The organism is Streptomyces malaysiense, assembly GCF_000980885.2.
Taxonomy (GTDB): domain Bacteria; phylum Actinomycetota; class Actinomycetes; order Streptomycetales; family Streptomycetaceae; genus Streptomyces; species Streptomyces malaysiense.
Map to the genome: position 1 here is coordinate 1 of NZ_LBDA02000034.1, position 26,233 is coordinate 26,233.

General features: G+C 71.4%; 26 protein-coding genes and 2 pseudogenes. 11 read left to right on the plus strand and 17 right to left on the minus strand.

Annotated features, from left to right (window positions below):
- Positions 1-496: 496 nt before the first annotated feature.
- The 3 genes and pseudogenes from VT52_RS15260 to VT52_RS15265 form a co-directional block, all read right to left on the minus strand.
- Positions 497-899 (minus strand): annotated as a pseudogene (locus VT52_RS15260) (DNA-3-methyladenine glycosylase); the annotation flags it as partial.
- Positions 900-1,159: 260 nt separating this feature from the next.
- Positions 1,160-1,771 carry a DNA-3-methyladenine glycosylase gene (locus VT52_RS35675; RefSeq protein WP_079175065.1) on the minus strand — a complete coding sequence of 204 codons (612 nt, stop codon included), beginning with the start codon at positions 1,769-1,771 and terminating at the stop codon, positions 1,160-1,162.
- Between the two features lie 14 nt (positions 1,772-1,785).
- Positions 1,786-2,043 (minus strand): annotated as a pseudogene (locus VT52_RS15265) (DNA-3-methyladenine glycosylase); the annotation flags it as partial.
- A gap of 116 nt (positions 2,044-2,159) precedes the next feature.
- On the opposite strand from VT52_RS15265, the gene VT52_RS15270 reads away from it, so the two are divergent.
- The 3 genes from VT52_RS15270 (at position 2,160) to VT52_RS15280 (ending at position 4,200) form a co-directional block, all read left to right on the plus strand.
- Entirely contained in the window at positions 2,160-2,942 is a 783-nt protein-coding gene (locus tag VT52_RS15270) for a sporulation protein (RefSeq protein WP_046416967.1), read from the plus strand.
- Between the two features lie 43 nt (positions 2,943-2,985).
- The gene (locus VT52_RS15275; RefSeq protein ID WP_046416969.1) at positions 2,986-3,525 is read left to right on the plus strand and encodes a YbhB/YbcL family Raf kinase inhibitor-like protein; all 540 of its coding nucleotides are present in this window, start codon (positions 2,986-2,988) and stop codon (positions 3,523-3,525) included.
- Positions 3,526-3,693: 168 nt separating this feature from the next.
- Positions 3,694-4,200, plus strand: a complete 507-nt coding sequence (locus VT52_RS15280) for an HNH endonuclease (RefSeq protein ID WP_046417129.1) — start codon at positions 3,694-3,696, stop codon at positions 4,198-4,200.
- 143 nt (positions 4,201-4,343) lie between these two features.
- On the opposite strand, the gene VT52_RS15285 is transcribed toward VT52_RS15280, so the two are convergent.
- The 3 genes from VT52_RS15285 to VT52_RS15295 form a co-directional block, all read right to left on the minus strand.
- The gene (locus tag VT52_RS15285; protein ID WP_046416970.1) at positions 4,344-5,309 is read right to left on the minus strand and encodes an SPFH domain-containing protein; all 966 of its coding nucleotides are present in this window, start codon (positions 5,307-5,309) and stop codon (positions 4,344-4,346) included.
- A gap of 126 nt (positions 5,310-5,435) precedes the next feature.
- Complete coding sequence (locus VT52_RS15290; RefSeq protein WP_046416971.1) at positions 5,436-5,867, minus strand: NfeD family protein; 432 nt, start codon at positions 5,865-5,867, stop codon at positions 5,436-5,438.
- A gap of 125 nt (positions 5,868-5,992) precedes the next feature.
- Positions 5,993-6,790 carry an ABC transporter ATP-binding protein gene (locus tag VT52_RS15295; RefSeq protein WP_046416972.1) on the minus strand — a complete coding sequence of 266 codons (798 nt, stop codon included), beginning with the start codon at positions 6,788-6,790 and terminating at the stop codon, positions 5,993-5,995.
- Positions 6,791-6,940: 150 nt separating this feature from the next.
- Here VT52_RS15295 and VT52_RS15300 point away from each other — a divergent pair, with 150 nt between their 5' ends.
- Positions 6,941-7,723, plus strand: a complete 783-nt coding sequence (locus VT52_RS15300; protein WP_079175066.1) for a hypothetical protein — start codon at positions 6,941-6,943, stop codon at positions 7,721-7,723.
- 74 nt (positions 7,724-7,797) lie between these two features.
- On the opposite strand, the gene VT52_RS15305 is transcribed toward VT52_RS15300, so the two are convergent.
- From VT52_RS15305 to VT52_RS15315, 3 genes are all read right to left on the minus strand, one after another.
- Positions 7,798-8,037 carry a chaplin gene (locus tag VT52_RS15305; protein WP_046416974.1) on the minus strand — a complete coding sequence of 80 codons (240 nt, stop codon included), beginning with the start codon at positions 8,035-8,037 and terminating at the stop codon, positions 7,798-7,800.
- A gap of 171 nt (positions 8,038-8,208) precedes the next feature.
- Positions 8,209-8,850, minus strand: coding sequence for a response regulator (locus tag VT52_RS15310; protein WP_046416975.1), 642 nt, complete (start codon positions 8,848-8,850; stop codon positions 8,209-8,211).
- Positions 8,843-10,012 carry a GAF domain-containing sensor histidine kinase gene (locus VT52_RS15315; RefSeq protein WP_046416977.1) on the minus strand — a complete coding sequence of 390 codons (1,170 nt, stop codon included), beginning with the start codon at positions 10,010-10,012 and terminating at the stop codon, positions 8,843-8,845. Before VT52_RS15315 ends, VT52_RS15310 begins: the two co-directional genes overlap by 8 nt.
- A gap of 256 nt (positions 10,013-10,268) precedes the next feature.
- On the opposite strand from VT52_RS15315, the gene VT52_RS15320 reads away from it, so the two are divergent.
- The 3 genes from VT52_RS15320 to VT52_RS15330 all read left to right on the plus strand — a co-directional run bounded on the left by VT52_RS15320 (position 10,269) and on the right by VT52_RS15330 (position 13,220).
- Positions 10,269-10,964 carry an SDR family NAD(P)-dependent oxidoreductase gene (locus VT52_RS15320; protein WP_046416979.1) on the plus strand — a complete coding sequence of 232 codons (696 nt, stop codon included), beginning with the start codon at positions 10,269-10,271 and terminating at the stop codon, positions 10,962-10,964.
- Positions 10,961-12,127 (plus strand): S-adenosylmethionine:tRNA ribosyltransferase-isomerase, encoded by a 1,167-nt coding sequence (locus tag VT52_RS15325; protein ID WP_046416981.1) that lies wholly within the window; start codon positions 10,961-10,963, stop codon positions 12,125-12,127. The genes VT52_RS15320 and VT52_RS15325 overlap by 4 nt, the downstream gene beginning before the upstream one ends.
- Positions 12,128-12,461: 334 nt before the next feature.
- Complete coding sequence (locus VT52_RS15330; protein ID WP_046416982.1) at positions 12,462-13,220, plus strand: transglycosylase SLT domain-containing protein; 759 nt, start codon at positions 12,462-12,464, stop codon at positions 13,218-13,220.
- A gap of 78 nt (positions 13,221-13,298) precedes the next feature.
- On the opposite strand, the gene VT52_RS15335 is transcribed toward VT52_RS15330, so the two are convergent.
- Positions 13,299-15,836, minus strand: a complete 2,538-nt coding sequence (locus tag VT52_RS15335; RefSeq protein ID WP_046416983.1) for an FHA domain-containing protein — start codon at positions 15,834-15,836, stop codon at positions 13,299-13,301.
- Between the two features lie 382 nt (positions 15,837-16,218).
- Between VT52_RS15335 and serB the strand changes: the two genes are divergently transcribed.
- Positions 16,219-17,427 (plus strand): phosphoserine phosphatase SerB, encoded by a 1,209-nt coding sequence (gene serB / locus VT52_RS15340; protein WP_046416985.1) that lies wholly within the window; start codon positions 16,219-16,221, stop codon positions 17,425-17,427.
- A 161-nt stretch (positions 17,428-17,588) separates the two neighbouring features.
- Here serB and VT52_RS15345 read toward each other — a convergent pair whose 3' ends face one another.
- From VT52_RS15345 to VT52_RS15355, 4 genes are all read right to left on the minus strand, one after another.
- On the minus strand, positions 17,589-18,107 hold the full coding sequence (locus VT52_RS15345) for a SixA phosphatase family protein (protein WP_046416986.1): 519 nt from the start codon (positions 18,105-18,107) through the stop codon (positions 17,589-17,591).
- A gap of 78 nt (positions 18,108-18,185) precedes the next feature.
- A complete protein-coding gene (locus VT52_RS15350) occupies positions 18,186-18,392 on the minus strand; it encodes a hypothetical protein (RefSeq protein ID WP_046416987.1) in 207 nt (68 codons plus the stop codon).
- A 214-nt stretch (positions 18,393-18,606) separates the two neighbouring features.
- Positions 18,607-18,726, minus strand: a complete 120-nt coding sequence (locus VT52_RS39415) for an SGM_5486 family transporter-associated protein (protein ID WP_276207946.1) — start codon at positions 18,724-18,726, stop codon at positions 18,607-18,609.
- A gap of 44 nt (positions 18,727-18,770) precedes the next feature.
- Positions 18,771-20,114, minus strand: a complete 1,344-nt coding sequence (locus VT52_RS15355) for a CynX/NimT family MFS transporter (protein WP_420856286.1) — start codon at positions 20,112-20,114, stop codon at positions 18,771-18,773.
- A 91-nt stretch (positions 20,115-20,205) separates the two neighbouring features.
- Here VT52_RS15355 and VT52_RS15360 point away from each other — a divergent pair, with 91 nt between their 5' ends.
- Positions 20,206-20,889, plus strand: a complete 684-nt coding sequence (locus VT52_RS15360) for a FadR/GntR family transcriptional regulator (protein ID WP_046416988.1) — start codon at positions 20,206-20,208, stop codon at positions 20,887-20,889.
- A gap of 9 nt (positions 20,890-20,898) precedes the next feature.
- On the opposite strand, the gene VT52_RS15365 is transcribed toward VT52_RS15360, so the two are convergent.
- The 3 genes from VT52_RS15365 to fabG form a co-directional block, all read right to left on the minus strand.
- Positions 20,899-21,246 carry a hypothetical protein gene (locus tag VT52_RS15365; protein ID WP_046416990.1) on the minus strand — a complete coding sequence of 116 codons (348 nt, stop codon included), beginning with the start codon at positions 21,244-21,246 and terminating at the stop codon, positions 20,899-20,901.
- A gap of 264 nt (positions 21,247-21,510) precedes the next feature.
- On the minus strand, positions 21,511-22,278 hold the full coding sequence (gene fabI, locus VT52_RS15370) for an enoyl-ACP reductase FabI (protein ID WP_046416992.1): 768 nt from the start codon (positions 22,276-22,278) through the stop codon (positions 21,511-21,513).
- 5 nt (positions 22,279-22,283) lie between these two features.
- Entirely contained in the window at positions 22,284-22,988 is a 705-nt protein-coding gene (fabG, locus tag VT52_RS15375) for a 3-oxoacyl-[acyl-carrier-protein] reductase (RefSeq protein ID WP_046416993.1), read from the minus strand.
- Between the two features lie 250 nt (positions 22,989-23,238).
- Between fabG and VT52_RS15380 the strand changes: the two genes are divergently transcribed.
- Positions 23,239-24,795, plus strand: a complete 1,557-nt coding sequence (locus VT52_RS15380) for a TldD/PmbA family protein (protein ID WP_046416994.1) — start codon at positions 23,239-23,241, stop codon at positions 24,793-24,795.
- On the plus strand, positions 24,792-26,183 hold the full coding sequence (locus VT52_RS15385; protein WP_046416996.1) for a metallopeptidase TldD-related protein: 1,392 nt from the start codon (positions 24,792-24,794) through the stop codon (positions 26,181-26,183). Before VT52_RS15380 ends, VT52_RS15385 begins: the two co-directional genes overlap by 4 nt.
- Positions 26,184-26,233 lie beyond the last annotated feature (50 nt).

A 26,233-nucleotide genomic window follows, 5' to 3' on the forward strand; every position in this document is an offset into this window, starting at 1 on the left:
CACATCCGAAGAGCGGAACAGTCGGAGGAATAGTCCGACCGTTCACAGCGTCCTCGCTGTGTTTATTTCAAAGGAACCACGTCCCGGTCATGACGACCGGAGACGGGGTATCAACATATCTGGCGTTGACTTTTGGCACGCTGTTGAGTTCTCAAGGAACGGTCGCTTCCTTCGTACTCACCCTCTCAGGCTTTCCTCCGGGCTTCCCTTCGGTGTTTCCGACTCTATCAGATCCTTTCGGCTCCGATTCCCGGTCGGCGGGCTTGTCTTGGGGCTTTCGGCTTTCGCTTCGACCCTTTCGACATTCACTACGTTAGCTCATTCCCTGCGGGCCTCATAATCGAGTCCCTCGGGTTCGAATTCGGGCACGCGAACGCGTCGAAAACGACCCCGGTGAAGGGGTTGGACTAGGTAGTGGGTTGGCCGCTCCGGCTGCAGGCGATTGCCGTACCCGGTTCAGCGGCTCGGGATACATTACGCACCTTCGGGGGGCGAGTCAACTTCGCCGACGCCGCGCAACATGGGCGCGGTACGGACTCACCGTCGGATCGCCGGCCACCCAGTAACGCCACGGATGGGCCTCGCCGTTGCCGCCCTCCCCCGCGACCCCGGTGCACGGACCGCTCCTCACCTGTTCAGCGGGTACGGGGGTACCGGTCAGGATCCGCAGCGGCGTCCCGCCCGAGGCGCAGGCGTCCGTGCCGTCCAGGGCGCGGTCGACCTCCAGCGCGGTGGCGAGCCGGGCCGGGCCCTCGGCCAGTTCCTCGTCCCTGCGGGCCGAGGGCCGGCGCTTGCGGGCGGGCTCCACACCCTCGACGATCTCGCCGGCCCGCAGCAGTACGGCACTCGCCCTGCCCTCGGGACCGCACCAGGTTCATGCAGTGCCGCATGCCATAGGTGACTTACCAAGCATGTACGTCGTTAGCGAGGCAACGACAAGCAGGAGACATGCAGTGCGAGCGATCATGCAGCAGTCCCGAACGCTAGGTCGGTGCTGCCTTGGGAGACGCGCCATCACCCGTCCGGCCCGAGTCGGCGCACGTCGGCGGTTACCGGACCGGCCAGGAACGCGTCACGCGCCACGCTCGCGAGCGATCACCCGCCTCCTGGACCAACTGCGCCGACTCACCGGCGAGCCGTGAGCAGGGCGCACAGCGGCTCAGGCTCCGGCGGACGGCTTGGCTCTCGGGCTCAGTCGGTACGCCGAGACCGTTGGGTCACCGGCGATGTAGAACCGGTGTTGCCAGTCGTGGGCCCTGCTCACTCCCACCCGAGGACCAACCCGGATGAGCGCGGTAGGTACCGGCTCACCCTCGGACAACCCGACCCAGGTACCTGTCAGGAGGTCTGCGCCGTTGTGCTCTCCCGTGATGCCGAGAGCCTGACAGAAGTTCCCCGGACCTCGGGCAAGGCGTGGACTCTCGACCTTCTCACCTCGCCGCTCGCGTGCCAGGTCTTCCCCCTCGATGACCCTGCCTGCCCGGATGAGGACGGCCGAGGCGATGCCGCCCGTTCCGGTGACGACATTGGCGCACCAGTGGAGACCGTGGGATCGGTAGACGTACAGGTGTCCTGCGGGTCCGAACATGACGGCGTTACGGGGTGTCTGGCCTCGGTAGGCATGGGAAGCTGGGTCAGCCGTACCGGAGTACGCCTCGGTCTCCGTGACGACGATGCTGACGGTCCCCTCGGGGGTCCTGCAGGTGAGGACACTCCCAAGCAGCTTTGGGGCGACCTCTTCGGCAGGGTGGGCGAGGACGTCGACATTCATGCTGATCGCCTTGACATGCCGAAGGTGGCATAGACGTACACATGTCCGGGCTCCCCGAACGTCACCGCGTTGCGTGCGGTGCGGCCGCGGTAGGCGTGGGAACCCGGGTCGTTCGGGCCGTCGTACGCCTCGACCTCCGTCAGGCGCACCGAGATCGGGCCGTCGGGCGTCGCACGGACCGGGACGCGGCCGAAGAGGTCGGGGGCGACCTGCAGGACCGGGCGGTCGAAGAATCTCCTCGGCAGTGGCATACGGTCCCGGGGCGCGATCATGCCCTCCGAGGGTAGTCCACGGGGGGGGGTGGCCCGAACGGGGCACGGCCGAGCGGAACCGGCTCTGGGGATGATCGCGTTTGTAGGGGCGAGGTCCGTTCGTAAAGGGAGAGTCAATGGCGTTCAAGAAGCTGCTCGCGAGCCTCGGAGCCGGCGGTGCCTCGGTCGAGACGGTGCTCACCGAGGTGAATGTCGTGCCGGGTGGCGTGGTCCAGGGTGAGGTGCGGATCCAGGGCGGCTCCGTGAACCAGGCCGTCGAGGGACTGTCCGTCGGCCTCCAGGCGCGGGTCGAGGTCGAGAGCGGCGATCAGGAGTACAAGCAGGACATCGAGTTCGCCGAGGTGCGGCTCGGCGGTGCCTTCGAGCTTCAGGCGGGGGCCGTGCACGTGGTGCCGTTCGGCCTGGAGATCCCCTGGGAGACGCCGGTGACGATGATCGACGGCCAGGCGCTGCGCGGGATGCACATCGGGGTGACGACCGAGCTGGCGATCGCGCGGGCCGTGGACTCCGGCGACCTGGACCCGGTCAATGTGCACCCGCTCCCGGCGCAGCAGGCGATCCTGGACGCGTTCGTCAGCCTCGGCTTCCGTTTCAAGAACGCCGACATGGAGCGCGGCCACATCCGGGGCACCCGGCAGCGGCTGCCGTTCTACCAGGAGATCGAGTTCTACCCGCCGCCGCAGTACCGCGGCCTGAACCAGGTCGAGCTGAGCTTCGTGGCCGACGAGCACGCCATGGACGTCGTACTGGAGATGGACAAGAAGGCGGGTCTGTTCAGCGAGGGCTCGGACACCTACCGCTCCTTCCAGGTGGGCCACCACGACTGGCAGGGGACCGATTGGGCGGCGTACCTCAACCAGTGGCTGTCCGAGGTCGGCAGCCGGCGCAACTGGTTCTAGGCTGCGGACTGTTCTTTCAAGTCATCGATCAGGAGGTAACAAGGTGACCGAGCTCAAGCGGCGACCGCTCCCCCATGACTTCCACCCGCCGGTGCCGTCGTTCACGGTGACGAGCGACGACGTCCGGGAGGGCGCGACGCTGACGGGTGCTCAGGTCTACGCGGAGGGCAACACCTCGCCGCAGCTGCGCTGGGCGGGCTTCCCGCCGGAGACCAAGAGCTTCGCCGTGACCTGCTACGACCCGGACGCGCCGACCGGCAGCGGGTTCTGGCACTGGGTCCTGTTCGACATCCCGGCCTCGGTGACGGAGCTGCCCGCGGGCGCGGCGAGCGGCAACTTCGAGGGCCTGCCCGAGGGCGCCGTGCACGCGCGCAACGACTACGGGACGCGGGACTTCGGCGGCGCCGCCCCGCCGCCCGGGGACGGCCCGCACCGCTACGTGTTCACGGTGTACGCGGTGGACCAGGAGAAGCTGGGTCCGGACGCGGACGCCTCGCCGGCCTTCGTCGGTTTCAATCTGCGGTTCCACGCGATCGCGCGGGCGCAGCTGATCGGCGAGTACGAGAACACCGCGCAGGGCTGAGCAGTGCGTCTTGTTTGAGCCAAGCGTTCATTGAACGTTTGCCCGTCTCCGGTCTTGGAAGTGATCGGAGGCGGGCATTTTTTATTGCGTTGTCCATCTCGGCGCGCCCGTCCAGAGTTGATCCGAGCCCGCCGCGGGGTGGGCAGGTGCGCACGGGAGGTGGGCTGGATGCGTGACACGCTGGTGCTGAACGCGAGTTTCGAGCCGCTGTCTACGGTGACTCTGAACCGAGCCGTCGTCCTGGTGCTCCAGGACAAGGCGGTGGTCGAGCAGGCCCATCCCGAGCTGCGGATGCGGGGGGCCGATGTGGACATACCCGCGCCCCGTGTGATCAGGCTCTGCAGATATGTACGGGTGCCGTTCCGAAGACGAGCGCCGTGGTCGCGGCGGGGGGTGCTGGTGCGGGACCGGCACCGGTGCTTGTACTGCGGGCGCAGGGCGACGACGGTGGACCATGTGGTGCCGCGGGCGCAGGGTGGGCAGGACACGTGGCTGAACACGGTGGCGGCGTGTGCGGAGGACAATCACCGGAAGGCGGACCGGACTCCGGAGGAGGCCGGGATGACATTGCTGCGGGCGCCGTTCGAGCCGACTCCGGCGGATGCGATGCTGCTCACGCTGGGTGCCGAGGACTTCGCGGCTCTGCCTGACTGGATGGCTCGGGACGCGGCCTGACCACGGGCGGTAGGGCCCGCTGACGGGCGTCGGCCGCGGGCCGGCGGTTCCTGGTCGATCGCGCCCGCGCGGCGGAAGCCGGACATCGGTACGGCACCGCGCTCCCTGAGGGGCGCGGTGCCGTACCGACGTCGAACCGGTCCTCAGTCGATGCTCGGCTTTTCGCGGCGCTCCGTGGCCGGGCCCTTGTTCTGAGCGGGGAGGGTGGCGCCGCCGCCGCTGTTGCCGCCGCCCAGGGGGCCGAAGTTGCCCATGGCGCCGGAGAGTCCCTTGAGCGCGTCGCCGATCTCGCTGGGGACGATCCAGAGCTTGTTGGCGTCGCCCTCGGCGATCTTCGGCAGCATCTGGAGGTACTGGTAGGAGAGCAGCTTCTGGTCCGGGTCGCCGGCGTGGATGGCCTCGAAGACCGTCCGGACGGCCTGGGCCTCACCCTCGGCGCGCAGGGCGGCGGCCTTGGCCTCACCCTCGGCGCGCAGGATCTGGGACTGCTTCTCGCCCTCGGCCGTGAGGATCGCGGCCTGCCGGGTGCCCTCCGCTGTGAGGATGGCGGCGCGCTTGTCACGGTCGGCGCGCATCTGCTTCTCCATCGAGTCCTGGATGGAGGTCGGCGGCTCGATGGCCTTCAGTTCCACGCGGTTGACGCGGATGCCCCACTTGCCCGTGGCCTCGTCCAGGACGCCGCGCAGGGCGGCGTTGATCTCCTCACGGGAGGTGAGGGTGCGCTCCAGGTCCATGCCGCCGATGATGTTGCGCAGCGTGGTGACGGTGAGCTGCTCGATCGCCTGGATGTAGCTGGCGACCTCGTAGGTGGCCGCGCGGGCGTCCGTCACCTGGTAGTAGATGACGGTGTCGATGTTGACGACCAGGTTGTCCTGGGTGATCACCGGCTGGGGCGGGAACGGTACGACCTGCTCGCGCAGGTCGATGCGGTTGCGGATGGTGTCTATGAACGGGACCACGATGTTCAGGCCCGCGTTCAGGGTCCGCGTGTAGCGGCCGAAGCGCTCGACGATGGCCGCGCTGGCCTGTGGGATGACCTGGATGGTCTTGATCAGGGCGATGAAGACCAACACCACCAGAATGATCAGGACGATGATGACCGGTTCCATCGTGTTCCCCGTACCCCTCTCCGCCTGTACGCCTTCGGACGGCGTCGCGCCCGTTGCTCGTGCCTGTTCAAAGGATCTTGCCCGTCGAGTCTGACAGACTCGGGCCCAACTCGCGGGCAGGATGGCTCAGATGACGATCGCGGTGGCTCCTTCGATGTCCACGACGTCCACCTCCTGGCCCGCCTCGTAGGCCCGGTCGGCGTCCAGGGCGCGGGCCGACCAGATCTCCCCGGCGAGCTTGACGCGGCCGCCGCGGCCGTCGACCCGTTCCAGCACGACGGCCTGCTTGCCCTTCAACGCCTCGATGCCGCTGGCCAGCTGAGGCCGCTGCCTGCTGTGCCGGTTCGCGACGGGCCGTACGACGGCGATGAGCGCGACGGAGACGACGAGGAACGTGATCACCTGGGCGACGACGCCGGGTCCGAGGGCGGCGACGACCGCGGCCGCGACGGCTCCCACCGCGAACATGCCGAACTCGGGCATGGCGGTGACGACGAGCGGGATTCCGAGCGCGGCCGCGCCGACGAGCCACCACACCCATGCGTCGATGTCGTTCACGTGGTCATCGTAGGGCCACGACCGGGCGGCGGACAGGGCGCGTCGGGGGCCTGGGGGGTTCGCGCGAGGGGCCTGGGCGGGGTGGGGTCACGGACGGCCGGGGGTGGCCGGGGGCGGCGCCGGGGTCAGGACAGCGGCAGGCCGTGGGCGGTCCAGCGGTCGCCGACCTGCTCGACCACGAGCGGGAGGCCGAAGCAGCGGGAGAGGTTGCGGGAGGTCAGCTCCAGCTCGATCGGGCCGGCGGTGAGGACCTTGCCCTGACGGATCATCAGGACGTGGGAGAAGCCGGGGGCGATCTCCTCGACATGGTGGGTGACCATGATCATCGAGGGTGCGATGGGGTCGCGGGCGAGCCGGCCGAGGCGGCGCACCAGGTCCTCGCGGCCGCCGAGGTCGAGGCCGGCGGCGGGCTCGTCCAGGAGCAGCAGTTCGGGGTCGCTCATCAGGGCGCGGGCGATGAGGGTGCGCTTGCGCTCGCCCTCGGAGAGGGTGCCGAAGCGGCGGTCGAGGTAGTCGCTCATGCCGAGGCGGTCGAGGAAGGCGCGGGCGCGCTGCTCGTCCACGTCCTCGTACTCCTCCTTCCAGGCGGCGGTCATGCCGTAGGCGGCGGTGAGGACCGTCTGGAGGACCGTCTGGCGCTTGGGGAGCTTCTCGGCGAGGGCGATGCCGGCCACGCCGACGCGGGGGCGCAGCTCGAAGACGTCGGTGCCGGGCCTGCCCAGGGTCTCGCCGAGGATGGTGACGGAGCCCCTGGTGGGGTGGAGGTAGCTGGAGGCGACGTTCAGGAGGGTGGTCTTGCCGGCGCCGTTGGGGCCGAGGATGACCCAGCGTTCACCCTCCTTCACCGACCAGGAGACCTGGTCCACCAGAGCCTGGCCCTCACGGACCACGGATACGTCCTGAAGCTCCAGAACATCGCTCATGAGCGCGTTGTCTCCCCTTGCAGTGTGGCCGGTCTCGGCTGTCGCGTACGCCTGTGGCGCGGTCCGCCGCGCCGGTGGGCACGGCCCCTATGAAATCTACGCCACCGGTGCGCCGGTCCATTCCATCGGTCCGGTCCTTAGGGTGGGGGCATGCTCACGGAACCGCGTTCAGGACGCCTCGCCGCTTGGGGAAATGCCCTTTTGGCCGGACTTGTCTCTCCGGATGACGCCGCGCTCGCCATTGTGGGTGACGACGCCGTGCACCGGGTGGCGGGACTGCCCGGAGAGGCGGCGCCGGTGGGGCTGACGCTCGCGCTGGGGCGGCTGCGGACGCTGGGGACGACGGGACTGCGGGTGGCGCTGCCCGCGCCCGGTCATCCGCTGGGGCTGAGCGGCCCGCCGGAGTTCAACGCGCGGGCGCTGGACGCGGAGGAGGCGGTGGTCTGCTTCGGCACCGCGTTCGGTCTGGTGCCGGAGGTGCACGAGGCCGGCCCCGCGGGTGATGTGCACGTGGAGGTGGTCTGGCACGCCCTGCCGGTGCGCGAGGCCCCGCCCGCGGACGTGCCCTCCCTGGGCGAGGCGGAGCGTGAGCTGGCGGAGGCCCTGCGGGACGCGACGGCGGTGCTCGCCCGTCTGGACGTGGCCGCCTCGGGCCCGGTGGCCGAGGCCGCGATCGACGCGTACCGGGCGCGGTCGGAGGCCGGCCGCGAGGTCCTGGCCCCGGGCTACCCGCCCCGGGCGGCCCGGGTTCTGGAGCTGGCCCAGCGGATCGCCCTGCTGATCTCCCTCGCGCACGACAACGGCCACGGGGCCGCGGTGACCGCCTCCGAGATGGCGGCGCGCACCCAGGCGCTGCGCCCGGTGGAGCGGACGGCCCGGCGGGCGCAGGTGGCGGCGTACAACTCGATGGTGGAGGAGCGGGAGCGGGGGTGAGCCGGCCCCGGGGGGCCGGACAGGGGACGGGCCCCCCGGTGGATCCGGGGGGCCCGCGCCGTGGTCGAGACGCCTCAGTGGTTGAGGCCGGTGTTGCCGAAGGCCGGGTTCAGCACACCGATGACGTCGATACTGTCGCCGGTCACGTTCACCGGGACGTGGACCGGCGCCTGGATGGCGTTGCCCGAGACGACGCCCGGGGAGTTCACGGCCGTGCCGCCCGCCTCGCTCTGGGCGGAGGCCAGGCCGGCGCCGGCGGCCAGCAGGCCACCGGCCACCATCGTCACGGCCGCTGCCTTCTTCAGGTTCTTCACTTTCAAACCCCTCTTGGACGTTCACCACGGCGGTTCTCCGTGGCACGCACTGGAGAACGGCGGAGATCGCCCGGGGATGCGCCACTCGGGTGATATTCCCACGACGGTATGAATCTCAGTCCGGAACGGGACTTCTGGGGGGAACCGGCGTACGGCGGCCGCACGGACGTCTCAGCCGGCCACCCCGTGCCGTACGGCCCACAGCGCGGCCTGTGTGCGGTCGGCGAGGTCGAGCTTCATCAGGATGTTGGAGACGTGCGTCTTGACGGTCTTCTCCGAGAGCACCAGCGCGCGGGCGATCTCCCGGTTGGAACGGCCGTCCGCGATCAGGCCGAGCACCTCGCGCTCCCGCTCGGTGAGCGAACTTCCGCGCCCCTGAACGGAGTTGGCCTCCTCCTGGGACAGCAGCGCGCCCGCCACCTCGGGCTGGAGCAGGATGTGCCCGGCGTGCACGGAGCGGATGGCGCCGGCCAGGGCGTCGGGGTCCACGTCCTTGTACACGTATCCGGCGGCGCCCGCGCGCAGGGCGGGTACGACCGTGCGCTGCTCGGTGAAGCTGGTGACGATCAGCACCCGCGCGGGGTTGTCGAGTTCGCGGAGCCTGCGCAGGGCGTCGATGCCGTCCATGCCCGGCATCTTGACGTCCATGAGGACGACGTCGGGCCGCAGTTCCTCCGCGCGTTCCACCCCCTGCGCGCCGTCGGCCGCCTCGCCGACGACCACTATGTCCTCCTGCACCTCCAGGAAGGTGCGCAGGCCCCGGCGGACGACCTGGTGGTCGTCGACGAGCAGCACCTTGATGGGCTCAGCCACCGGGGACCTCCATCTCGATCACGGTGCCCTTGCCGGGCGCCGATTCCACGGTCAGCGTGCCGCCGACCCCGCTCGCCCGGTCCCGCATCGAGACCAGTCCGAGGTGCCGCCCGGCGCGGCCGACCGCGGCCGGGTCGAAGCCGGCGCCGTCGTCGCCGACCCGCAGCACCGCTCCGGGGCCGCGCCGCTCCACGCTCACGTCGACGCGCTCCGCGTCCGCGTGGCGCAGCGCGTTGTGCAGGGCCTCCTGGGCGACCCTGAGCACGGCCTCCTCCTGGGCGGCGGGCAGTGCGCGGTAGCCGGCGCCGGTGAAGGTGACGCGGGCGGTGTGGGCGCGGTCGAGGACCTGGATCTGGGTGCGCAGGGTGGCGATCAGCCCGTCCTCGTCAAGCGCGGCGGGCCGCAACTCCACGACGGCGGCCCGCAGTTCGTCGGCGGCCTCGGCGGCGAGCGCGGCGACCTGGTGGAGCTCGCCCTTGGCGCGCGCGGGGTCGCGGTCGACGAGGGCCGCGGCGGCCTGGGCGGTCAGGCGCAGCGAGAACAGCTTCTGGCTGACCGCGTCGTGGAGTTCATGGGCGAGCCTGGAGCGCTCCTCGGCGATGGTGAGTTCGCGGCTGCGCTCGTAGAGGCGGGCGTTGGTGAGGGCTATCGCGGCGTGCTGGGCGAGGAGGGCGAGCAGTTCCTCGTCCTCCTGGGTGAAGCCGCAACCGCCTTCCGGCTCGGGGCACGGGGGGTGTCCCCCCGCGGGGCGCAGCTTGTTGGCGAGGAACAGCGCGCCGATGGTCTCGTCACCGTCGCGGATGGGGAGCCCGAGGAAGTCGACGAGGTCGGGGTGGGCGTCGGGCCAGCCCTCGAAGCGGGGGTCCTCGCGCACATCGGCGAGGCGTTCGGGGCGGGCCTCGTGCAGCATCGCGGCGAGGACGCCGTGCTGGCGGGGCAGCGGGCCGATCGCCTTCCACTGGGCGTCGCTGACACCGTCCACGACGAACTGGGCGAAGCCGCCGTGGTCGTCGGGGACGCCGAGGGCGGCGTACTGCGCGTCGAGGAGTTCGCGGGCGGAGGCGACGATCGTCTTCAGGACGTCGCGCGTCTCCAGATGCCTGCTCATGGCCAGCAGCGCGGAACTCACCGCGGCGAGGCCGGACCGGGGGCGGTGGCTCATGCCCTCACGGTACCGGCGGGGAGTGCCGGAGCGGATCGGACCGCCGGCGGCCCGGCACCGTCCGCTGGTCCTAGGCCGGGCGGCGTAGACCCCGGGGACCCCGCCCGGTGGCGTAGGCCGGAAGGCCCGTGCGGCCGTCGTACGCCGAAGGGCCCCTCCGCACCGGGACTCGCGGCCGAGGCGGAGGCCGACGGGGGGTTCCTACGGTGATCGGCATCCGTCCGAGCGGGCGGAGGGCGACGAGAGGACGGTAGTCATGCCGGTGGGGATCATCACGGGCGCCTCGAAGGGCCTGGGGCGGGCGCTCGCCGAGGCGCTGGCCGGGCGCGGCTGGGACCTGGTGCTGGACGCGCGGGGCGAGGAGGCGCTGGCAAGGGCCGCGGCGGCGGTCGGCCGGTACGGCATCCGGGTGTCGGCGCTGCCCGGGGACGTCGCGGACGCCGGGCACCGGACCGCGCTGGTGGCCGCCGCCCGCGCGCTGGGCGGACTCGATCTGCTGGTGGGCAACGCGAGCGCGCTCGGCGCCGAGCCGCTGGTGCGGCTGGACGGGCTGCCGCTGGACGGGCTGCGACGGGCGCTGGAGGTGAACGTCACCGCCGCGCTGGGCCTCGTCCAGGAGGCGCTGCCCCAGCTGCGGGCGTCGGCCGCGGGCACGGTGATCGCGGTCAGCTCGGACGCGGCGGCGCGGGCGTACCGGACCTGGGGCGGTTACGGCGCCTCGAAGGCGGCCCTGGAGCATCTGGCCGCGGTGCTCGCCGTGGAGGAGCCGGAGCTGCGGGTGTGGGCGGTGGATCCCGGGGACATGGCGACCGGCCTGTACGCGGCGGCCGTACCCGACGACCGGGAGGAGCGGCCGGAGCCGGACACCGTGGTACCGGCGTTCCTGCGGCTGCTGGACGAACGCCCGGCCAGTGGGCGGTACACGGCGGCGACGCTGGTGGCGGGCCGATGACCATGATCGCGCGGGTACCGGAGGAACGGTCCGCCCGGGTGCCCGCCGAGCAGCGGGGTCCGGGCCGGACCCGGGACGACGTACGGCTCCTCGTGTCCCGCGGCACCCGGGTGGCGCACCACACGTTCCGCGAGCTGCCGGCGCTGCTGCGGGCCGGGGACCTGCTGGTGGTGAACACCTCCCCGACGCTGGCCGCGGCGGTGGACGGCCGGACCGGGGGCGCGCCCGTGGTGGTGCACTTCTCGATCCGCGGCGACGACGGCCGCTGGGCGGTGGAGCTCCGCGAGCCGGACGGCCGGGGCACCACACGCGCGCGGGCGGGCACCCGCGCGGGGACGGAGGTGCGGCTGGCGGAGGGGGTCCGGTTGGTGCTGGAGGAGCCGGTCGGCGGGCGGGCGCCGGGGAGCGTGGGAGCGGCGGTGAGCGGGCGGGAGCGGCCGACCGGACGGGTGCCGCGGAGCGGGCGGCCCCCGGGATATGGGCGGGAACCCGAGGACGGGCGCGGGGAGCGGTTGTGGTGGGTGCGGGTCGCGGGTGGGCCGGTGCCGGGGTTGCTGCAAAGGCACGGGCGGCCGATCCGGTACTCCTATACGGCGCGTGATCAGCCGTTGTCGGCGTACCAGACCCTGTTCTCCCTGCCCTGTCCCGACGGCGCGGGCAGCGCGGAGATGCCGAGCGCGGGGCGGCCCTTCACCGAGCGGGTGGTCGCGGAGCTGGTGCGGAGCGGAGTGGGTTTCGCGCGGGTCACCTTGCATACCGGAGTGGCGTCGGCGGAGGCGCACGAGCCTCCGGCTCCGGAGTGGTTCGCCGTGCCGGAGGCGTCCGCGCGGGCGATCAACGCGGTGGCGGCCGGGGAGGGCCGGGTGATCGCGGTGGGCACGACCGCCGTCCGGGCGGTGGAGTCGGCCGTGGCGGCGGACGGCGCGGTGCGGGCGGGCGAGGGCTCGACGGACCTGGTGGTCACGCCCGAGCGCGGGGTGCGGGTGGTGGACGGGCTGCTGACCGGGCTGCACGAGCCGGAGGCCTCGCACCTGCTGATGCTGCGGGCCGTCGCCGGGCGGGCCGCGGTCGACCGTGCGTACGAGGAGGCGCTGCGCGGGCTCTACCTGTGGCACGAGTTCGGGGACGTCCATCTCCTCCTGAGGGACGAGTCCCCGCACTGAGACTCACAGAACGAGTTGCGATGGCAACTCCACGTGAGATTGATCTGCGCCCTCTGTGAGCCCTCACATAGGGCCTACATCACGTACGAACAGACATAGGAGATATACCCCCCGCCACGAACGGGACAGATGGTCCAATCTGTCCCGTTTTGCCCTTCCCTGATCCACTACCGAGCATCGTACGTCACACCTTTGCCAGGGCATTTTGCGGCCGCTAAGAATTGCCCTCGTCGCTCAGCGCCGTGGGTTTCCCCCCGCGGCTTCTGTGCGGGAGGAACCGATTCCCCCGGCGGACGCAGGAGCGACCTCCGCGCCAACGAAGAGGTCCAACGCCATGCCCAAGAACATCCTCAGTCGTGCTCGAAATCGCGCCCTGACCAAGCACCACAAGATCGCCGTCGCCGGTGTCGCCGCTCTCGGCACCGCCGCCGTCGCCCTGTCGGCCGTCCCCGGTAACGCGGACACCGTCACCACCGGTTCCCCGGCCACCACCGCGCAGGTCGCGAAGGTCGCCACCCAGGACGCCACGCTGTCGAACGTCAAGGGCTCGGTCACCGACCGCGCCGCCGTGCAGAGCGTCAAGCTCGACGCCATCGCCACGCAGCAGAAGGCCGCCGACCAGGCCGCCGCCAAGCAGCGCGCCGACGCCGCCGCGAAGAAGGCCGCCGCCGACGCCGCCGCGAAGAAGGCCGCGCAGGAGCGCGCCGCCGAGCAGAGCGCCAACCGCTCCGTGCAGCGCCCGCAGATGGAGACCGTCGCGGCGAAGACCTACGCGAACAACCTCGACGGCTGGATCCGCCAGTCCCTGGACATCATGCACGCCAGGGGCATCCCGGGCAGCTACAACGGTCTGTACCGCAACATCATGCGTGAGTCCTCGGGCAACCCGAGGGCCATCAACAACTGGGACATCAACGCCATCAACGGCGTCCCGTCCAAGGGCCTGCTCCAGGTGATCCAGCCCACCTTCAACGCGTACCACGTGCCCGGTACCTCGTGGAACATCTACGACCCGGTCGCCAACATCACGGCCGCCTGCAACTACGCCGCCCACCGCTACGGCTCGATGGACAACGTCAACAGCGCGTACTGAGGTCGGCGCGGACCTCTGACGAACGCCGAAGGGCGGCACCCCGTTGCGGGGTGCCGCCCTTCGTGACGTACCGGGGGACTACTTGCGCATGACCTCCGGCTCGTGGCGGCGCAGGAAGCGGGCCACGAAGAAGCCGCAGACCGCGCCGAGCGCGAGCAGCGCGATCATGTCCAGGCCCCAGGCCCCGGCCGTGTGGTTCCACAGCGGGTCGGTGCTGCCCGGGTCGTCGCCGTTGGGGGCGATGTTGTTCAGGTCGAGCGTGGTGCCGGCCGCGGCCACCGCCCAGCGCGAGGGCATCAGGTACGAGAACTCGTTGACGCCGAGCGTGCCGTGCAGGGTGAAGAGGCAGCCGGTGAAGACGACCTGGATGATCGCGAACATCACCAGCAGCGGCATGGTCTTCTCGGCGGTCTTCACCAGCGAGGAGATCACCAGGCCGACCATCATCGAGGTGAAGCCGAGAGCCATGATCGGCAGACACAGCTCGAACAGGGTCGAGCTGCCGAGGATCACGCCCTGGTCCGGGATCTTGCGGGGCGAGAAGCCGATCATGCCGACCATCAGGCCCTGGAGCACGGTGACGGCGCCGAGCACGACCACCTTGGACATCAGGTAGGCCGACCGGGACAGGCCGGTCGCCCGCTCCCGCTCGTAGATCACCCGTTCCTTGATCAGCTCACGCACGGAGTTCGCGGCGCCCGCGAAGCACGCTCCCACCGAGAGGATCAGCAGCACGGTGGTGGCGGTGCCGTTGGGGACGTGCAGGCCGGTGCGCGGGTCGACCGCCGGGTTCACCAGCAGACCTCGGTCGTGGTTCATCAGCAGGCTGACCGAGCCCAGGACCGCGGGCAGGATCACCGTCAGCGCGAGGAAGCCCTTGTCGGAGACGATGACCGACACATAGCGCCGGATCAGGGTCAGCAGCTGGGAGCCCCACGCCTGCGGCTTGGGCGGCTTGATCGCCACCGGGGGCGGCATGTACGCCGCCTGCTGCGGGGCGACGGCATCGAAGTCCGCGGCGTACATCTGGTAGTGCTGCGAGCCCTTCCAGCGGCCCGCCCAGTCGTAGTCGCGGTAGTTCTCGAAGGCCGAGAAGACATCGGCCCAGCTGTCGTAGCCGAAGAAGTTCAGCGCCTCCTCCGGCGGGCCGAAGTAGGCCACCGCGCCGCCCGGCGCCATCACCAGCAGCTTGTCGCACAGGGCCAGCTCGGCCACCGAGTGGGTGACGACGAGCACGGTGCGGCCGTCGTCGGCGAGGCCGCGCAGCAGCTGCATGACATCGCGGTCCATGCCCGGGTCGAGGCCGGAGGTGGGCTCGTCCAGGAAGATCAGCGACGGCTTGGTCAGCAGCTCCAGGGCCACCGAGACGCGCTTGCGCTGACCGCCGGACAGGGACGTCACCTTCTTGTCCTTGTGGACGTCCAGCTTCAGCTCGCGCAGCACCTCCTCGATGCGGGCGTCACGCTCCTGGGCGGTGGTGTCGGCGGGGAAGCGCAGCTTGGCCGCGTACTTCAGGGCCTTCTTGACGGTGAGTTCCTTGTGCAGGATGTCGTCCTGCGGGACCAGACCGATGCGCTGGCGCAGCTCCGCGAACTGCTTGTACAGATTGCGGTTGTCGTACAGCACCTCGCCCTGGTTGGCGGGCCGGTAGCCGGTGAGCGCCTTCAGCAGCGTGGACTTTCCGGAGCCGGACGGGCCGATGACCGCGATCAGGGACTTCTCCGGGACGCCGAAGGAGACGTCCTTGAGGATCTGCTTGCCGCCGTCGACCGTGACGGTCAGATGACGCGCGGAGAAGGAGACCTCACCGGTGTCGACGAACTCCTCGAGCCGGTCGCCGACGATGCGGAAGGTGGAGTGGCCGACGCCGACGATGTCGGCCGGGCCGAGCTGCACCGAGCCGCCCTTGGGCACCGGGTGGCCGTTGACGTACGTGCCGTTGTGCGAACCGAGGTCGCGGATCTCGAAGCGGCCGTCGGGCGTCGAGTGGAACTCGGCGTGGTACCGCGAGACCTGGAGGTCGGAGACGACCAGCTCGTTCTCCAGGGCACGGCCGATGCGCATGACGCGGCCGAGGGCGAACTGGTGGAACGTGGTCGGGCTGCGGTCCCCGTGCGCGGGGGCTCCCGGACCGGCCTGCTGCGGGAAGGCGGCCTGCTGCGGGGCGTGCTGGGCCGACTGCGGCTGCTGCGGCGCTTGTTGCGCCTCCTGCCGGCCGGGCTGCTGAGCCGGCGCCTGCTGAGCCGGTGCCTGCTGGGGGGCCGCCTGCTGGGCCCACCCCGCGGGGGCCGCGGCGTACGGCGCCTGCTGCGGCCGGCCGACGGCGGCACCGGCGAGATCCAGCCGCGGTCCGTCCGTCGCGTTGCCGAGGTGCAGCGCCGTCCCCGGGCCTATCTCCGTGCGCTGGATCCGCTGACCCCGGAGAAAGGTTCCGTTGGTGCTGCCGTGGTCCTCGACGACCCAACTGCGGCCGTCGAAGCTGACCGTGGCGTGTCGCCAGGAGACCCTGGCGTCGTCGAACACGATGTCACCCTGCGGATCTCTGCCGAGGGTGTAAGGCCTGGACGGGTCGAGCGTCCAGGTACGTCCGTTTGTTTCCAGTACGAGTTCCGGCACTCCATGCCCCACTGAGTTGTCCCCCGAATTACCCCCGTCGCAGGGAGTCTAGGGATGTCGAACATCGTGGGGAACTATTTCAGGCCCGCCCCCCTGACCAAAACCCGGGCCTTGCGCGAATCGCCCTGTGGCGCTCCGGGGGAGAGCGGCGAGAGCGGTGGACCGCGGGGCACCTGGGGCCGCACCCGCCGCCGGGCCGACGGCCCGCTCCCTGCGTCCGGCGGATCAGGCCGCCCCGCGGTGCTCCCGGTCGCGGTGGTGGTGGCCCCGGTGAGAAGCTGTCGGCAAGATCCTCGACGCCTTGGCGCCACCGATTGTTCCGTGTCCGTCAGGCGGACCTCGGCGGCGGGCGGCACCGGGTGCCGGATACGGTGGTGAGACCATGACTGCTGCGCAGACCTCCGAGGTCCCCACTCTCCTCGTCAAGATCTTCGGCAAGGACCGGCCGGGCATCACGGCCGGACTCTTCGACACCCTCGCCGCGTACTCCGTCGACGTGGTCGACATCGAGCAGGTCGTCACCCGGGGGCGCCTGGTCCTGTGCGCGCTGGTGAGCCAGCCGCCGGCCGGCGTCGAGGGTGATCTGCGGGCCACCGTGCACAGCTGGGCCGAGTCGATGAAGATGCAGGCGGAGATCATCTCGGGGCACGGCGACAACCGTCCGCGCGGCCTCGGGCGCTCCCTGGTGACCGTCCTCGGCCATCCGCTGACCGCCGAGTCCACGGCCGCCATCGCCGCCCGTATCGCGAAGGCGGGCGGCAACATCGACCGCATCTTCCGGCTCGCCAAGTACCCCGTGACCGCAGTGGAGTTCGCGGTCTCCGGCGTGGAGACCGCGCCCCTGCGCACCGCCCTCGCCTCGGACGCCGGGGCGCTCGGTGTCGACATCGCGGTCGTCTCCGCGGGCCTGCACCGGCGCGCGCAGCGCCTCGTGGTCATGGACGTGGACTCCACCCTCATCCAGGACGAGGTCATCGAGCTCTTCGCCGCGCACGCCGGCTGTGAGGACAAGGTCGCCGAGGTGACCGCCGCGGCGATGCGCGGCGAGCTGGACTTCGAGCAGTCGCTGCACGCCCGCGTCGCCCTGCTGGCCGGCCTCGACGCCTCCGTGGTCGAGAAGGTGCGCAACGAGATCCGGCTGACCCCCGGCGCCCGGACCCTGATCCGCACCCTGAAGCGGCTCGGCTACCAGGTCGGCGTGGTCTCCGGCGGCTTCACCCAGGTCACCGACGACCTCAAGGATCGCCTCGGCCTCGACTTCGCCCAGGCCAACACGCTGGAGATCGTCGATGGCAAGCTGACCGGCCGGGTCACCGGCGAGGTCGTCGACCGCGCGGGCAAGGCGCGGCTGCTGCGCCGGTTCGCGGCGGAGGCCGGGGTGCCGCTGGTGCAGACGGTGGCGATCGGGGACGGCGCCAACGACCTCGACATGCTGAACGCGGCCGGCCTCGGCGTCGCCTTCAATGCCAAGCCCGTGGTGCGCGAGGCCGCGCACACGGCCGTGAACTTCCCCTTCCTCGACACGGTCCTCTACCTCCTCGGCATCACCCGTGAAGAGGTCGAGGCGGCCGACACCCACGACGAGAGCTGACACGGCCCCCGCGGGGGCGTGTGCGCAGGGGCGGGCGGCGAGCGGCCGCTGCCCGCCGGTGAACGGGCCCGGCGTGCCAGGCGGCGGGCCCACGCCGTGTCGGGGCCTCCGCCCGTGCCCCTGCCCGTGCGGGTGTCCGGGGTCCGCGCCCCGGGGTCACCTCACGCCGACGGCGCCCAGTAGTCCGTCAACGTGGCCACGCCCGGCTCCAGGCCCTTCCAGGAACCCTCGAAGGAGAGCACGGCGAAGGCGGCGGCCGGGAAGCCGCGGCGGTTCATCCGGTCGCGGGCATCCCCGTCGGCCGAGCCGGCCAGGATCTCGGCGAGGCCGTGGACTCCCGGGTTGTGGCCGATCAGGATCAGGGTGCCCACGTCGTCCGGGACCTCGTTCAACAGTGCGATGAGCTGGCCCGGGGACGCCTCGTACACCCGCTCCTCGTAGACGGTCTTCGGCCGGTGGTCCAGTTCGTGGACGGCGAGCTTCCAGGTCTCGCGGGTCCGGGTCGCGGTGGAGCACAGGGCCAGATCGAAGGCGAGGCCGGAGTCGGTCAGCCTGCGCCCGGCTACGGCCGCGTCCATCCGGCCCCGCTCGGCGAGCGGGCGCTCATGGTCGGACACCTGGGGCCAGTCGGCTTTCGCATGCCGGAAAAGGGCGATCCTGCGGGGTTCTGCGACGCTCATGCGTCCCAGCTTCGCATGAAACAGGCCATGGGGCGCAGGGAGTTGACATGCGGATTCACCGTGCTGGGCGGCCCCTGGTCAGCGCGTGAGCAGCCGCTGCGCGCGCTCGACGAGGTGGGCTATCGCCGGGTCCGCGTTCGCCGCGTGCGCGTCCGAGGGGTTCAGTATCAGCAGGAACAGGAGGCCGAAGGCGAGCACAGGCAGCGCGAGGGCCCACCAGGGCAACCGCATGTCGACGCCGCCCGAGGTCGCCGGGTGGGTCCGGAAGTGGGTGCGGGCGGGCATGTCGCCTCCGTGGTCCTTGAGCCGGTCGTGCGACCGCCCCCTGCGGTCACCACTCGAAGGTACGGAATCCGCGCCCGCCAACCCATGGGGTTTTCCACCCAGTTACCCCTGACCCTTACCCCCTAGGGGATAGGGGGGCCAGCACCACCGCCCACCGCGTACCGCCTGGTGGCGGGGCCGGCCGGGCGGCGTCACGGGCGTGCGGCGGGGGGCGTCACGGGGACGCGACGGTCGCGACGATGGCGATGATGACGAAGATCGCGAAGAAGGAGCCGAAGACGAGCAGCATCTTCTTCTGGCCGTTTCGCGGATTCGGGTCGAGCACAGGCTGCATGCGCCCAGTCTCGCACTCCTCCCCCGGCGGCCGTGCGCGGGGGGTCAGCGCGTCGCGGCCTCTTCCTCGACCGTGCGGTCGCGGCCGGCCAGGAAGCCCACCGCCATCTGGGGCACCAGGAGGCCCGCCATCAGGGCTATCGGCAGTCCCCAGCCGCCGCTGTGCTGGTAGAGCACGCCGACCAGCAGCGGGCCGGGGATGGAGATCAGATAGCCGGTGCTCTGCGCGAACGCGGACAGCTGGGCCACACCGGGGCCGCTGCGGGCGCGCATGCCGACCATGGTCAGCGCGAGCGGGAAGGCGCAGTTGGCGATGCCGAGCAGCAGCGCCCAGGCCCAGGCGCCGTCGGCCGGGGCGAGGTACAGACCGGAGTATCCGGCGAGCCCGCAGACGCCGAGGACCAGCACGATCGGGCCCTGGTGGGGCAGCCGGGTGGCGATCCGCGGGATGACGAAGGCCAGCGGCACGCCCATCACCATCGTGACGGCGAGCAGCAGCCCGGCGGTGCCCGCGGACACGCCCGCGTCCCGGAAGATCTGCGGCATCCAGCCCATGGTGATGTAGGCGGCGGTGGCCTGGAGGCCGAAGAAGACGGCGAGCGCCCAGGCGGTACGGCTGCGGGTGATCCGCAGCGGCGGCTGCTCCCCGGCCCGCGCCGAAGCCGGTGCGTGTCCCGAAGCCGGCGCCGGCCGCGCGGCGGGCACCGACCGCTCCCGGCCCGCCCGGAGCAGCGGCACCCAGGGCAGCACCGCCACCGCCGCGAGCGCCGCCCACACCGCGAGCCCCGGCTTCCAGTTCCCGCCCATGGCGTGGGTCAGCGGGACGGTCACCGCGGCCGGCAGGGAGGTGCCGAGCGCGAGGACCATCGAGTACAGCCCGGTCATGGAGCCGACCCGGTCGGGGAACCAGCGCTTGACGATGACCGGCATCAGCACGTTGCTGACGGCGATGCCCATCAGGGCGAGCGCGCTGGCGGCCAGGAACCCGGCGGTACCGCCGGCGTACGGCCGTATCAGCAGGCCCGTGAAGATCGCGGCCATGCCGGCGCACACCACGGCGGCCGGTCCGAAGCGGCGCGCCAGGCGGGGCGCCGTCACGCCGAAGACGGCGAAGCACAGCGGGGGCACGGAGGTGAGCAGTCCGGCCACGCTGCCGCTCATGCCGAGCCCGTCACGGACCTCCTCCAGGAGGGCGCCGAGGCTGGTGATGGCCGGGCGGAGGTTGACGGCGGACAGCACGATGCCGGCGACCACCAGGCGGGTCGCCCACGTGTGCGTGGGGCCCTTCTCCAGGGTCGTCTCGGTCGCGCCCACCGCGGCGGACGTGTCGCGTTCGGTCGGTGACATCGCCGTACGGGTGTCCACTGTCCGGGATTCCTCACTAGCCATGAGACCCATCATAGAATCATAGGATGATTGGTTGTCCATTCCCGGAACCACCGGAGTGTGCGTGCTCCGGTCTGTCGTGCGAAGGTGTGCCATGCCTCTGAGCCACCCGCGCCGTTCGGCCCTCTCCGAGCAGGTGATCGCCGAACTGCGCAACCAGATCGCCACCGGCGAGTGGCCGGTCGGATCCCGTATCCCGACCGAGCCCGAGCTGGTCGAGCAGCTGGGAGTCGCCCGCAACACGGTCCGCGAGGCCGTGCGCGCGCTCGCCCACAACGGACTGCTGGACATCCGGCAGGGCTCGGGCACCTATGTGGTGGCGACCAGCGAGCTGGCCGGCGTGATGCACCGCCGGTTCGCCGACGCCGACCCCCGGCACATCGCCGAGGTGCGCGCCACGCTGGAGTCGGCCGCGGCCAAGCTCGCCGCCGAACGGCGCACCGAGAAGGACCTCAAGCAGCTGGACGCGCTGCTGCTGCGGCGTGAGGAGGCCTGGGAGAGCGGCGAGGCGGAGTCCTTCGTGGCCGCGGACGCCACCTTCCACCTGGCCGTGGTGGGGGCGTCCCACAACGAGGTCATGACGGCGATGTACGCCGACCTGGGCGAGCTGCTGCGGGAAGCGCTGCGCGCGGACGTCGGCGCCGAGCTGACGCCGGGGGCGCACATGGACCACACCCGCCTGGTGGACGCGATCCGCACGGGCGACACCGAGGCGGCGGCGAGGGAGGCGGCGAGCTACCCCTTCCAGTGCCGGCCGGGACGGCCCGGCACCGGCTGACGGCCCGGTTCAGCGCACCTTCTGGTGGCTGATCCACGCCGAGCCGACCTCCTTCCAGCAGCGTCCGGTGAGCCGTACCGTCAGGGCGGCCCCGATGTCCACCGGCGCGCTGTCGGTGTCGATGTCCCACCAACGGGCGCACTCGATGTGCAGGCGTACCCGGTCGGTGTCCACATAGGGGTTGTGGCAGTAGGCCACCACATGGGAGCCGTTCACCGCGGTCCGGCAGGCGGCCCCGAACAGGCTCGGCGCGGGCGGGCCCGCGCTCGCGTGCGCGTGGGGCGTGGCGTCGTACGGCAGGGCGAGTGCGAGGGCGGCGGCCAGGGTCAGCGGGGCCAGGCAGCGGGACAGGCGCACAAGGGGGACCTCCTCGGCCGGGCTGCGGAGGGACGCGCCGGATGAACGCGCGCCTCTTCAGGGTGCGCCGCGCGCGGGGTGGTCCGCCCGACCGGTGGGCCGAACGGGTGACCGCGCGGTGCGACACCGGATGACGGCGGATGACGCCGGGCGACCCCGGACCGCACCGCGGCCGACGCCACGCGCACGGCAAGGCCCGCGCCACCTTGGAGGCGCGGGCCTTGCCGTGCTGCCGTGCTGCGGGTTTCAGCCGGGCGTGAGCGCTCAGGCGCCGATCGCGTGCAGACCGCCGTCCACGTGGATGATCTCGCCGGTGGTCTTCGGGAACCAGTCGCTGAGCAGGGCGACGATGCCCTTGCCGGCCGGCTCCGGGTCCTTCAGGTCCCACTCCAGCGGGGAGCGGCTGTCCCACACGGCGGCCAGGTCGCCGAAGCCCGGGATGGACTTGGCGGCCATGGAGCCGATCGGGCCCGCGGAGATGAGGTTGCAGCGGATGTTCTGCTTGCCCAGGTCGCGCGCCATGTAGCGGTTGGTCGCCTCCAGGGCGGCCTTGGCCGGGCCCATCCAGTCGTACTGCGGCCAGGCGAACTGGGCGTCGAAGGTGAGGCCGACGACCGAGCCGCCGTTCTGCATCAGCGGCAGGCAGGCCATGGTGAGCGACTTCAGGGAGAACGCCGAGACGTGCATGGCGGTGGCCACGGACTCGAACGGCGTGTTCAGGAAGTTGCCGCCGAGCGCGTCCTGCGGCGCGAAGCCGATGGAGTGCACGACGCCGTCCAGGCCGCCCAGTTCCTCGCCGACGAGGTCGGCCAGGCGCGCGAGGTGCTCCTCGTTGGTGACGTCCAGCTCGATGACCTTGGCCGGCTTCGGCAGCTTCTTGGCGATGCGCTCGGTCAGCGTGGGCCGCGGGAAGGCGGTCAGGATGATCTCGGCGCCCTGCTCCTGGGCCTGCTTCGCGGCGTGGAAGGCGATGGAGGACTCCATCAGCACACCGGTGATCAGGATGCGCTTGCCCTCGAGGATTCCACTCATGGTGATCAGTGACCCATTCCCAGTCCGCCGTCAACGGGGATGACGGCTCCAGTGATGTACGAGGCGTCGTCCGACGCGATGAACCGGACCGCCGCGGCGATCTCCTCCGGCCGCGCGTAACGGCCGAGCGGCACCTGCGACATGATCCCCTGACGCTGCTCGTCGCTGAGCACCTTGGTCATGTCGGTGTCCACGAAACCGGGCGCGACGACGTTGAAGGTGATGTTGCGCGAGCCCAGCTCACGGGCGAGCGAGCGTGCGAAGCCCACCAGCGCGGCCTTGGAGGCGGCGTAGTTCGCCTGCCCCGCCGAGCCGAGCAGTCCGACCACGGAGGAGATCAGGACGACGCGGCCCTTCTTGGCGCGCAGCATGCCGCGGTTGGCACGCTTGACGACGCGGAAGGTGCCGGTGAGGTTGGTGTCGATGACCGAGGTGAAGTCCTCCTCGGACATGCGCATCAGGAGCTGGTCCTTGGTGATGCCGGCGTTGGCGACCAGCACCTCGACGGGACCGTGCTGTTCCTCGATCTCCTTGTAGGCCTGCTCCACCTGCTCGGGGTCGGTGATGTCGCACTTGACGGCCAGGAAGCCGGCCGGCGGCTCACCCGAGCGGTACGTGATCGCGACCTTGTCGCCGGCGTCGGCGAAAACGCGGGCGATGGCGAGGCCGATGCCCCGGTTGCCTCCGGTGACGAGAACCGAGCGGCTCAACGGATCACCCTTTCGATAGCGGTCTGCTAGAGGTCCGACAACCCGCCCGAACACCTCGATGGCAGGCGGCTTCATCGAAAACCTATCGGTACGACCGCGTCCGCGGGCATTCGGGCACCGACAGTGGCGCGGGACCGTCACTGTCGGGTCTCTACATAATCCCGGGTCCGGGTCCGGAACGGATGTGGTCCACGGGGCCGCTCGCGCGCCATGATCGGAGCCCACAGGCCACGACAGCAGGGAGACCTCCGTGCCCCATTCCATCGACGAAGCCTTCACGGCGCTTCCGCTCAGGTCACTCGCCGACGCCGCGCTCGCCCGCGCGCGCTCGCTCGGAGCCGAGCACGCGGACTTCCGCTTCGAGCGGGTGCGCAGCGCGGCCGTGCGGCTGCGCGACGCCCGGCCCTCGGGGTCCTCGGACACCACCGACCTCGGGTACGCGGTCCGGGTCGTGCACGGCGGCACGTGGGGCTTCGCCTCCGGGGTCGACCTGACCCTGGCCGCGGCGGCCCGGGTCGCCTCGCAGGCGGTCGCCATGGCGAAGTTGTCCGCGCAGGTGATCAAGGCCGCGGGGTCCGACGCGGGGGCATCTCCCACGCCTTCCGGGCTGTGGGGGAGGGTGGAGCTGGCGGACGAGCCGGTGCACGCCGACAGGACGTGGATCTCGTCCTACGAGATCGATCCGTTCACCGTGCCGGCCGAGGAGAAGGCGGCACTGCTCGCGGACTGGAGCGCGCGGCTGCTGGCGGCGGACGGAGTGAGCCATGTGGACGCCTCGCTGCTCGCCGTGCACGAGAACAAGTTCTACGCCGATACGGCCGGGACCGTCACGACCCAGCAGCGGGTGCGGCTGCACCCCGAGCTGACCGCGGTGTCGGTGGACGCCTCCAGCGGGGAGTTCGACTCCATGCGGACACTGGCGCCGCCGGCCGGGCGCGGCTGGGAGTACCTGACCGGGACCGGCTGGGACTGGGACGACGAGCTGGCGCGGATCCCGGAGCTGCTGGCCGAGAAGATGCGGGCGCCGAGCGTGGAGCCGGGCCTGTACGACCTGGTGGTCGACCCGTCCAACCTGTGGCTGACCATCCACGAGTCGATCGGGCACGCCACCGAGCTGGACCGCGCGCTCGGCTACGAGGCCGCGTACGCCGGGACCTCCTTCGCCACCTTCGACCAGCTGGGCAAGCTCAGGTACGGCTCCGAGCTGATGAACGTCACCGGCGACCGCACCGCCGAGCACGGCCTGGCCACCATCGGGTACGACGACGAGGGCGTCGCGGCACAGTCCTGGGACCTGGTGAAGGACGGCACGCTGGTCGGCTACCAGCTGGACCGCAGGATCGCCCGGCTGACCGGGTTCGAGCGGTCCAACGGCTGCGCGTACGCCGACTCCCCCGCCCATGTGCCGGTGCAGCGCATGGCCAACGTGTCGCTGCGGCCGGACCCCGCGGGGCTGTCCACCGAGGATCTGATCGGAGGCGTGGAGCGGGGCGTGTACGTGGTCGGCGACCGGTCGTGGTCGATCGACATGCAGCGCTACAACTTCCAGTTCACCGGGCAGCGCTTCTTCCGGATCGAGAACGGGCGGCTCGCCGGGCAGCTCAAGGACGTCGCCTACCAGGCCACCACGACCGACTTCTGGGGTTCGATGGCGGCGGTGGGCGGTCCGGGTACGTACGTCCTGGGCGGCGCCTTCAACTGCGGCAAGGCCCAGCCGGGCCAGGTGGCCGCCGTGTCCCACGGTTGCCCGTCCGCCCTTTTCCGGGGCGTGAACATTCTGAACACCACGCAGGAGGCCGGCCGATGAGCGCCCGTACGAACAAACCGCACGAGATCGTCGAACAGGCCCTCGCGCTGTCCCGGGCGGACGGGTGCCTCGTCATCGCCGACGAGACCTCCGGCGCCAACCTGCGCTGGGCGGGCAACGCCCTCACCACGAACGGTGTGACCCGGGGCCGCAGCCTCACGGTGATCGCGACGGTGGACGGCGGGCAGGGCACCGCCTCCGGGGTCGTCTCCCGGTCGGCGGTGACGGCGGACGAGCTGGAGCCGCTGGTGCGGGCCGCCGAGGCCGCCGCGCGCGGGGCGGGTCCCGCCGAGGACGCGCAGCCGCTGGTCACGGGTGTGGCCGCGGCCCCCGACTTCACGGACGCGCCCGCCGAGACCTCCTCCGCGGTGTTCGCCGACTTCGCGCCGGCGCTCGGCGAGGCCTTCGCCCGCGCGCGGGCCGGCGGCCGGGAGCTGTACGGCTTCGCCAACCACGAGATGGTCTCGACCTACCTGGGCACCTCCACCGGGCTGCGGCTGCGGCACGACCAGCCGACCGGCACGCTGGAGCTGAACGCCAAGTCGCCGGACCGCACCCGCTCCGCCTGGGCCGGGCGCTCCACACGGGACTTCAAGGACGTCGACCCGGCCGCCCTGGACGCCGAACTGGCCGTGCGCCTGGGCTGGGCGAAGCGGCGGGTGGAACTGCCCGCGGGCCGCTACGAGACGCTGCTGCCGCCCACCGCGGTGGCGGACCTGCTCATCTACCAGCTGTGGTCGGCCTCGGGCCGGGACGCGGCGGAGGGCCGTACGGTCTTCTCCCGGCCCGGCGGCGGCACCCGGATCGGCGAGCGGCTCTCCGAGCTGCCCCTGACCCTGCGCAGCGACCCGGACGAGCCCGGCCTGGAATGCGCGCCGTTCGTGATCGCGCACTCCTCGAACGGCGACCGGTCGGTGTTCGACAACGGCCTCGCGGCGCCGGCCACCGACTGGATCGAGCGGGGCACCCTCCGGAACCTGACGACGACCCGGCACAGCGCGGCCCTGACCGGGCTGCCGGTCACCCCGGCCGCGGACAACCTGGTCCTGGACGGCGGCGACCGCTCGCTGGACGAGATGGTCGCGGACACCGAGCGCGGGCTGCTGCTGACCTGCCTGTGGTACATCCGCGAGGTCGACCCGGCGACGCTGCTGCTCACCGGCCTGACCCGGGACGGCGTCTACCTGGTGGAGGGTGGCGAGGTGACCGGGCAGGTGAACAACTTCCGGTTCAACGAGTCGCCGGTGGAGCTGCTGCGGCGCACGACCGAGGCGGGCCGCACGGAGAAGACGCTGCCGCGCGAGTGGGGCGACTGGTTCACCAGGGCCGCGATGCCGCCGCTGCGGGTCCCCGATTTCAACATGAGTTCTGTCAGCCAGGGCGTATAACCTCGTAGTCGGCTGTCACCCGACCGCCGAGGATCATCAAGGAGACACGA

Bases quoted from the DNA above. Each gene is read 5' to 3' on its own strand.
- VT52_RS35675 (WP_079175065.1), bottom strand. From the start codon at position 1,771: ATGAATGTCGACGTCCTCGCCCACCCTGCCGAAGAGGTCGCCCCAAAG.
- VT52_RS15270 (WP_046416967.1), top strand. From the start codon at position 2,160: ATGGCGTTCAAGAAGCTGCTCGCGAGCCTCGGAGCCGGCGGTGCCTCG.
- VT52_RS15280 (WP_046417129.1), top strand. From the start codon at position 3,694: ATGCGTGACACGCTGGTGCTGAACGCGAGTTTCGAGCCGCTGTCTACG.
- VT52_RS15285 (WP_046416970.1), bottom strand. From the start codon at position 5,309: ATGGAACCGGTCATCATCGTCCTGATCATTCTGGTGGTGTTGGTCTTC.
- VT52_RS15295 (WP_046416972.1), bottom strand. From the start codon at position 6,790: ATGAGCGATGTTCTGGAGCTTCAGGACGTATCCGTGGTCCGTGAGGGC.
- VT52_RS15300 (WP_079175066.1), top strand. From the start codon at position 6,941: ATGCTCACGGAACCGCGTTCAGGACGCCTCGCCGCTTGGGGAAATGCC.
- VT52_RS15315 (WP_046416977.1), bottom strand. From the start codon at position 10,012: ATGAGCCACCGCCCCCGGTCCGGCCTCGCCGCGGTGAGTTCCGCGCTG.
- VT52_RS15320 (WP_046416979.1), top strand. From the start codon at position 10,269: ATGCCGGTGGGGATCATCACGGGCGCCTCGAAGGGCCTGGGGCGGGCG.
- VT52_RS15325 (WP_046416981.1), top strand. From the start codon at position 10,961: ATGACCATGATCGCGCGGGTACCGGAGGAACGGTCCGCCCGGGTGCCC.
- VT52_RS15330 (WP_046416982.1), top strand. From the start codon at position 12,462: ATGCCCAAGAACATCCTCAGTCGTGCTCGAAATCGCGCCCTGACCAAG.
- serB (WP_046416985.1), top strand. From the start codon at position 16,219: ATGACTGCTGCGCAGACCTCCGAGGTCCCCACTCTCCTCGTCAAGATC.
- VT52_RS15345 (WP_046416986.1), bottom strand. From the start codon at position 18,107: ATGAGCGTCGCAGAACCCCGCAGGATCGCCCTTTTCCGGCATGCGAAA.
- VT52_RS15350 (WP_046416987.1), bottom strand. From the start codon at position 18,392: ATGCCCGCCCGCACCCACTTCCGGACCCACCCGGCGACCTCGGGCGGC.
- VT52_RS39415 (WP_276207946.1), bottom strand. From the start codon at position 18,726: ATGCAGCCTGTGCTCGACCCGAATCCGCGAAACGGCCAGAAGAAGATG.
- VT52_RS15355 (WP_420856286.1), bottom strand. From the start codon at position 20,114: ATGGCTAGTGAGGAATCCCGGACAGTGGACACCCGTACGGCGATGTCA.
- VT52_RS15360 (WP_046416988.1), top strand. From the start codon at position 20,206: ATGCCTCTGAGCCACCCGCGCCGTTCGGCCCTCTCCGAGCAGGTGATC.
- fabI (WP_046416992.1), bottom strand. From the start codon at position 22,278: ATGAGTGGAATCCTCGAGGGCAAGCGCATCCTGATCACCGGTGTGCTG.
- VT52_RS15385 (WP_046416996.1), top strand. From the start codon at position 24,792: ATGAGCGCCCGTACGAACAAACCGCACGAGATCGTCGAACAGGCCCTC.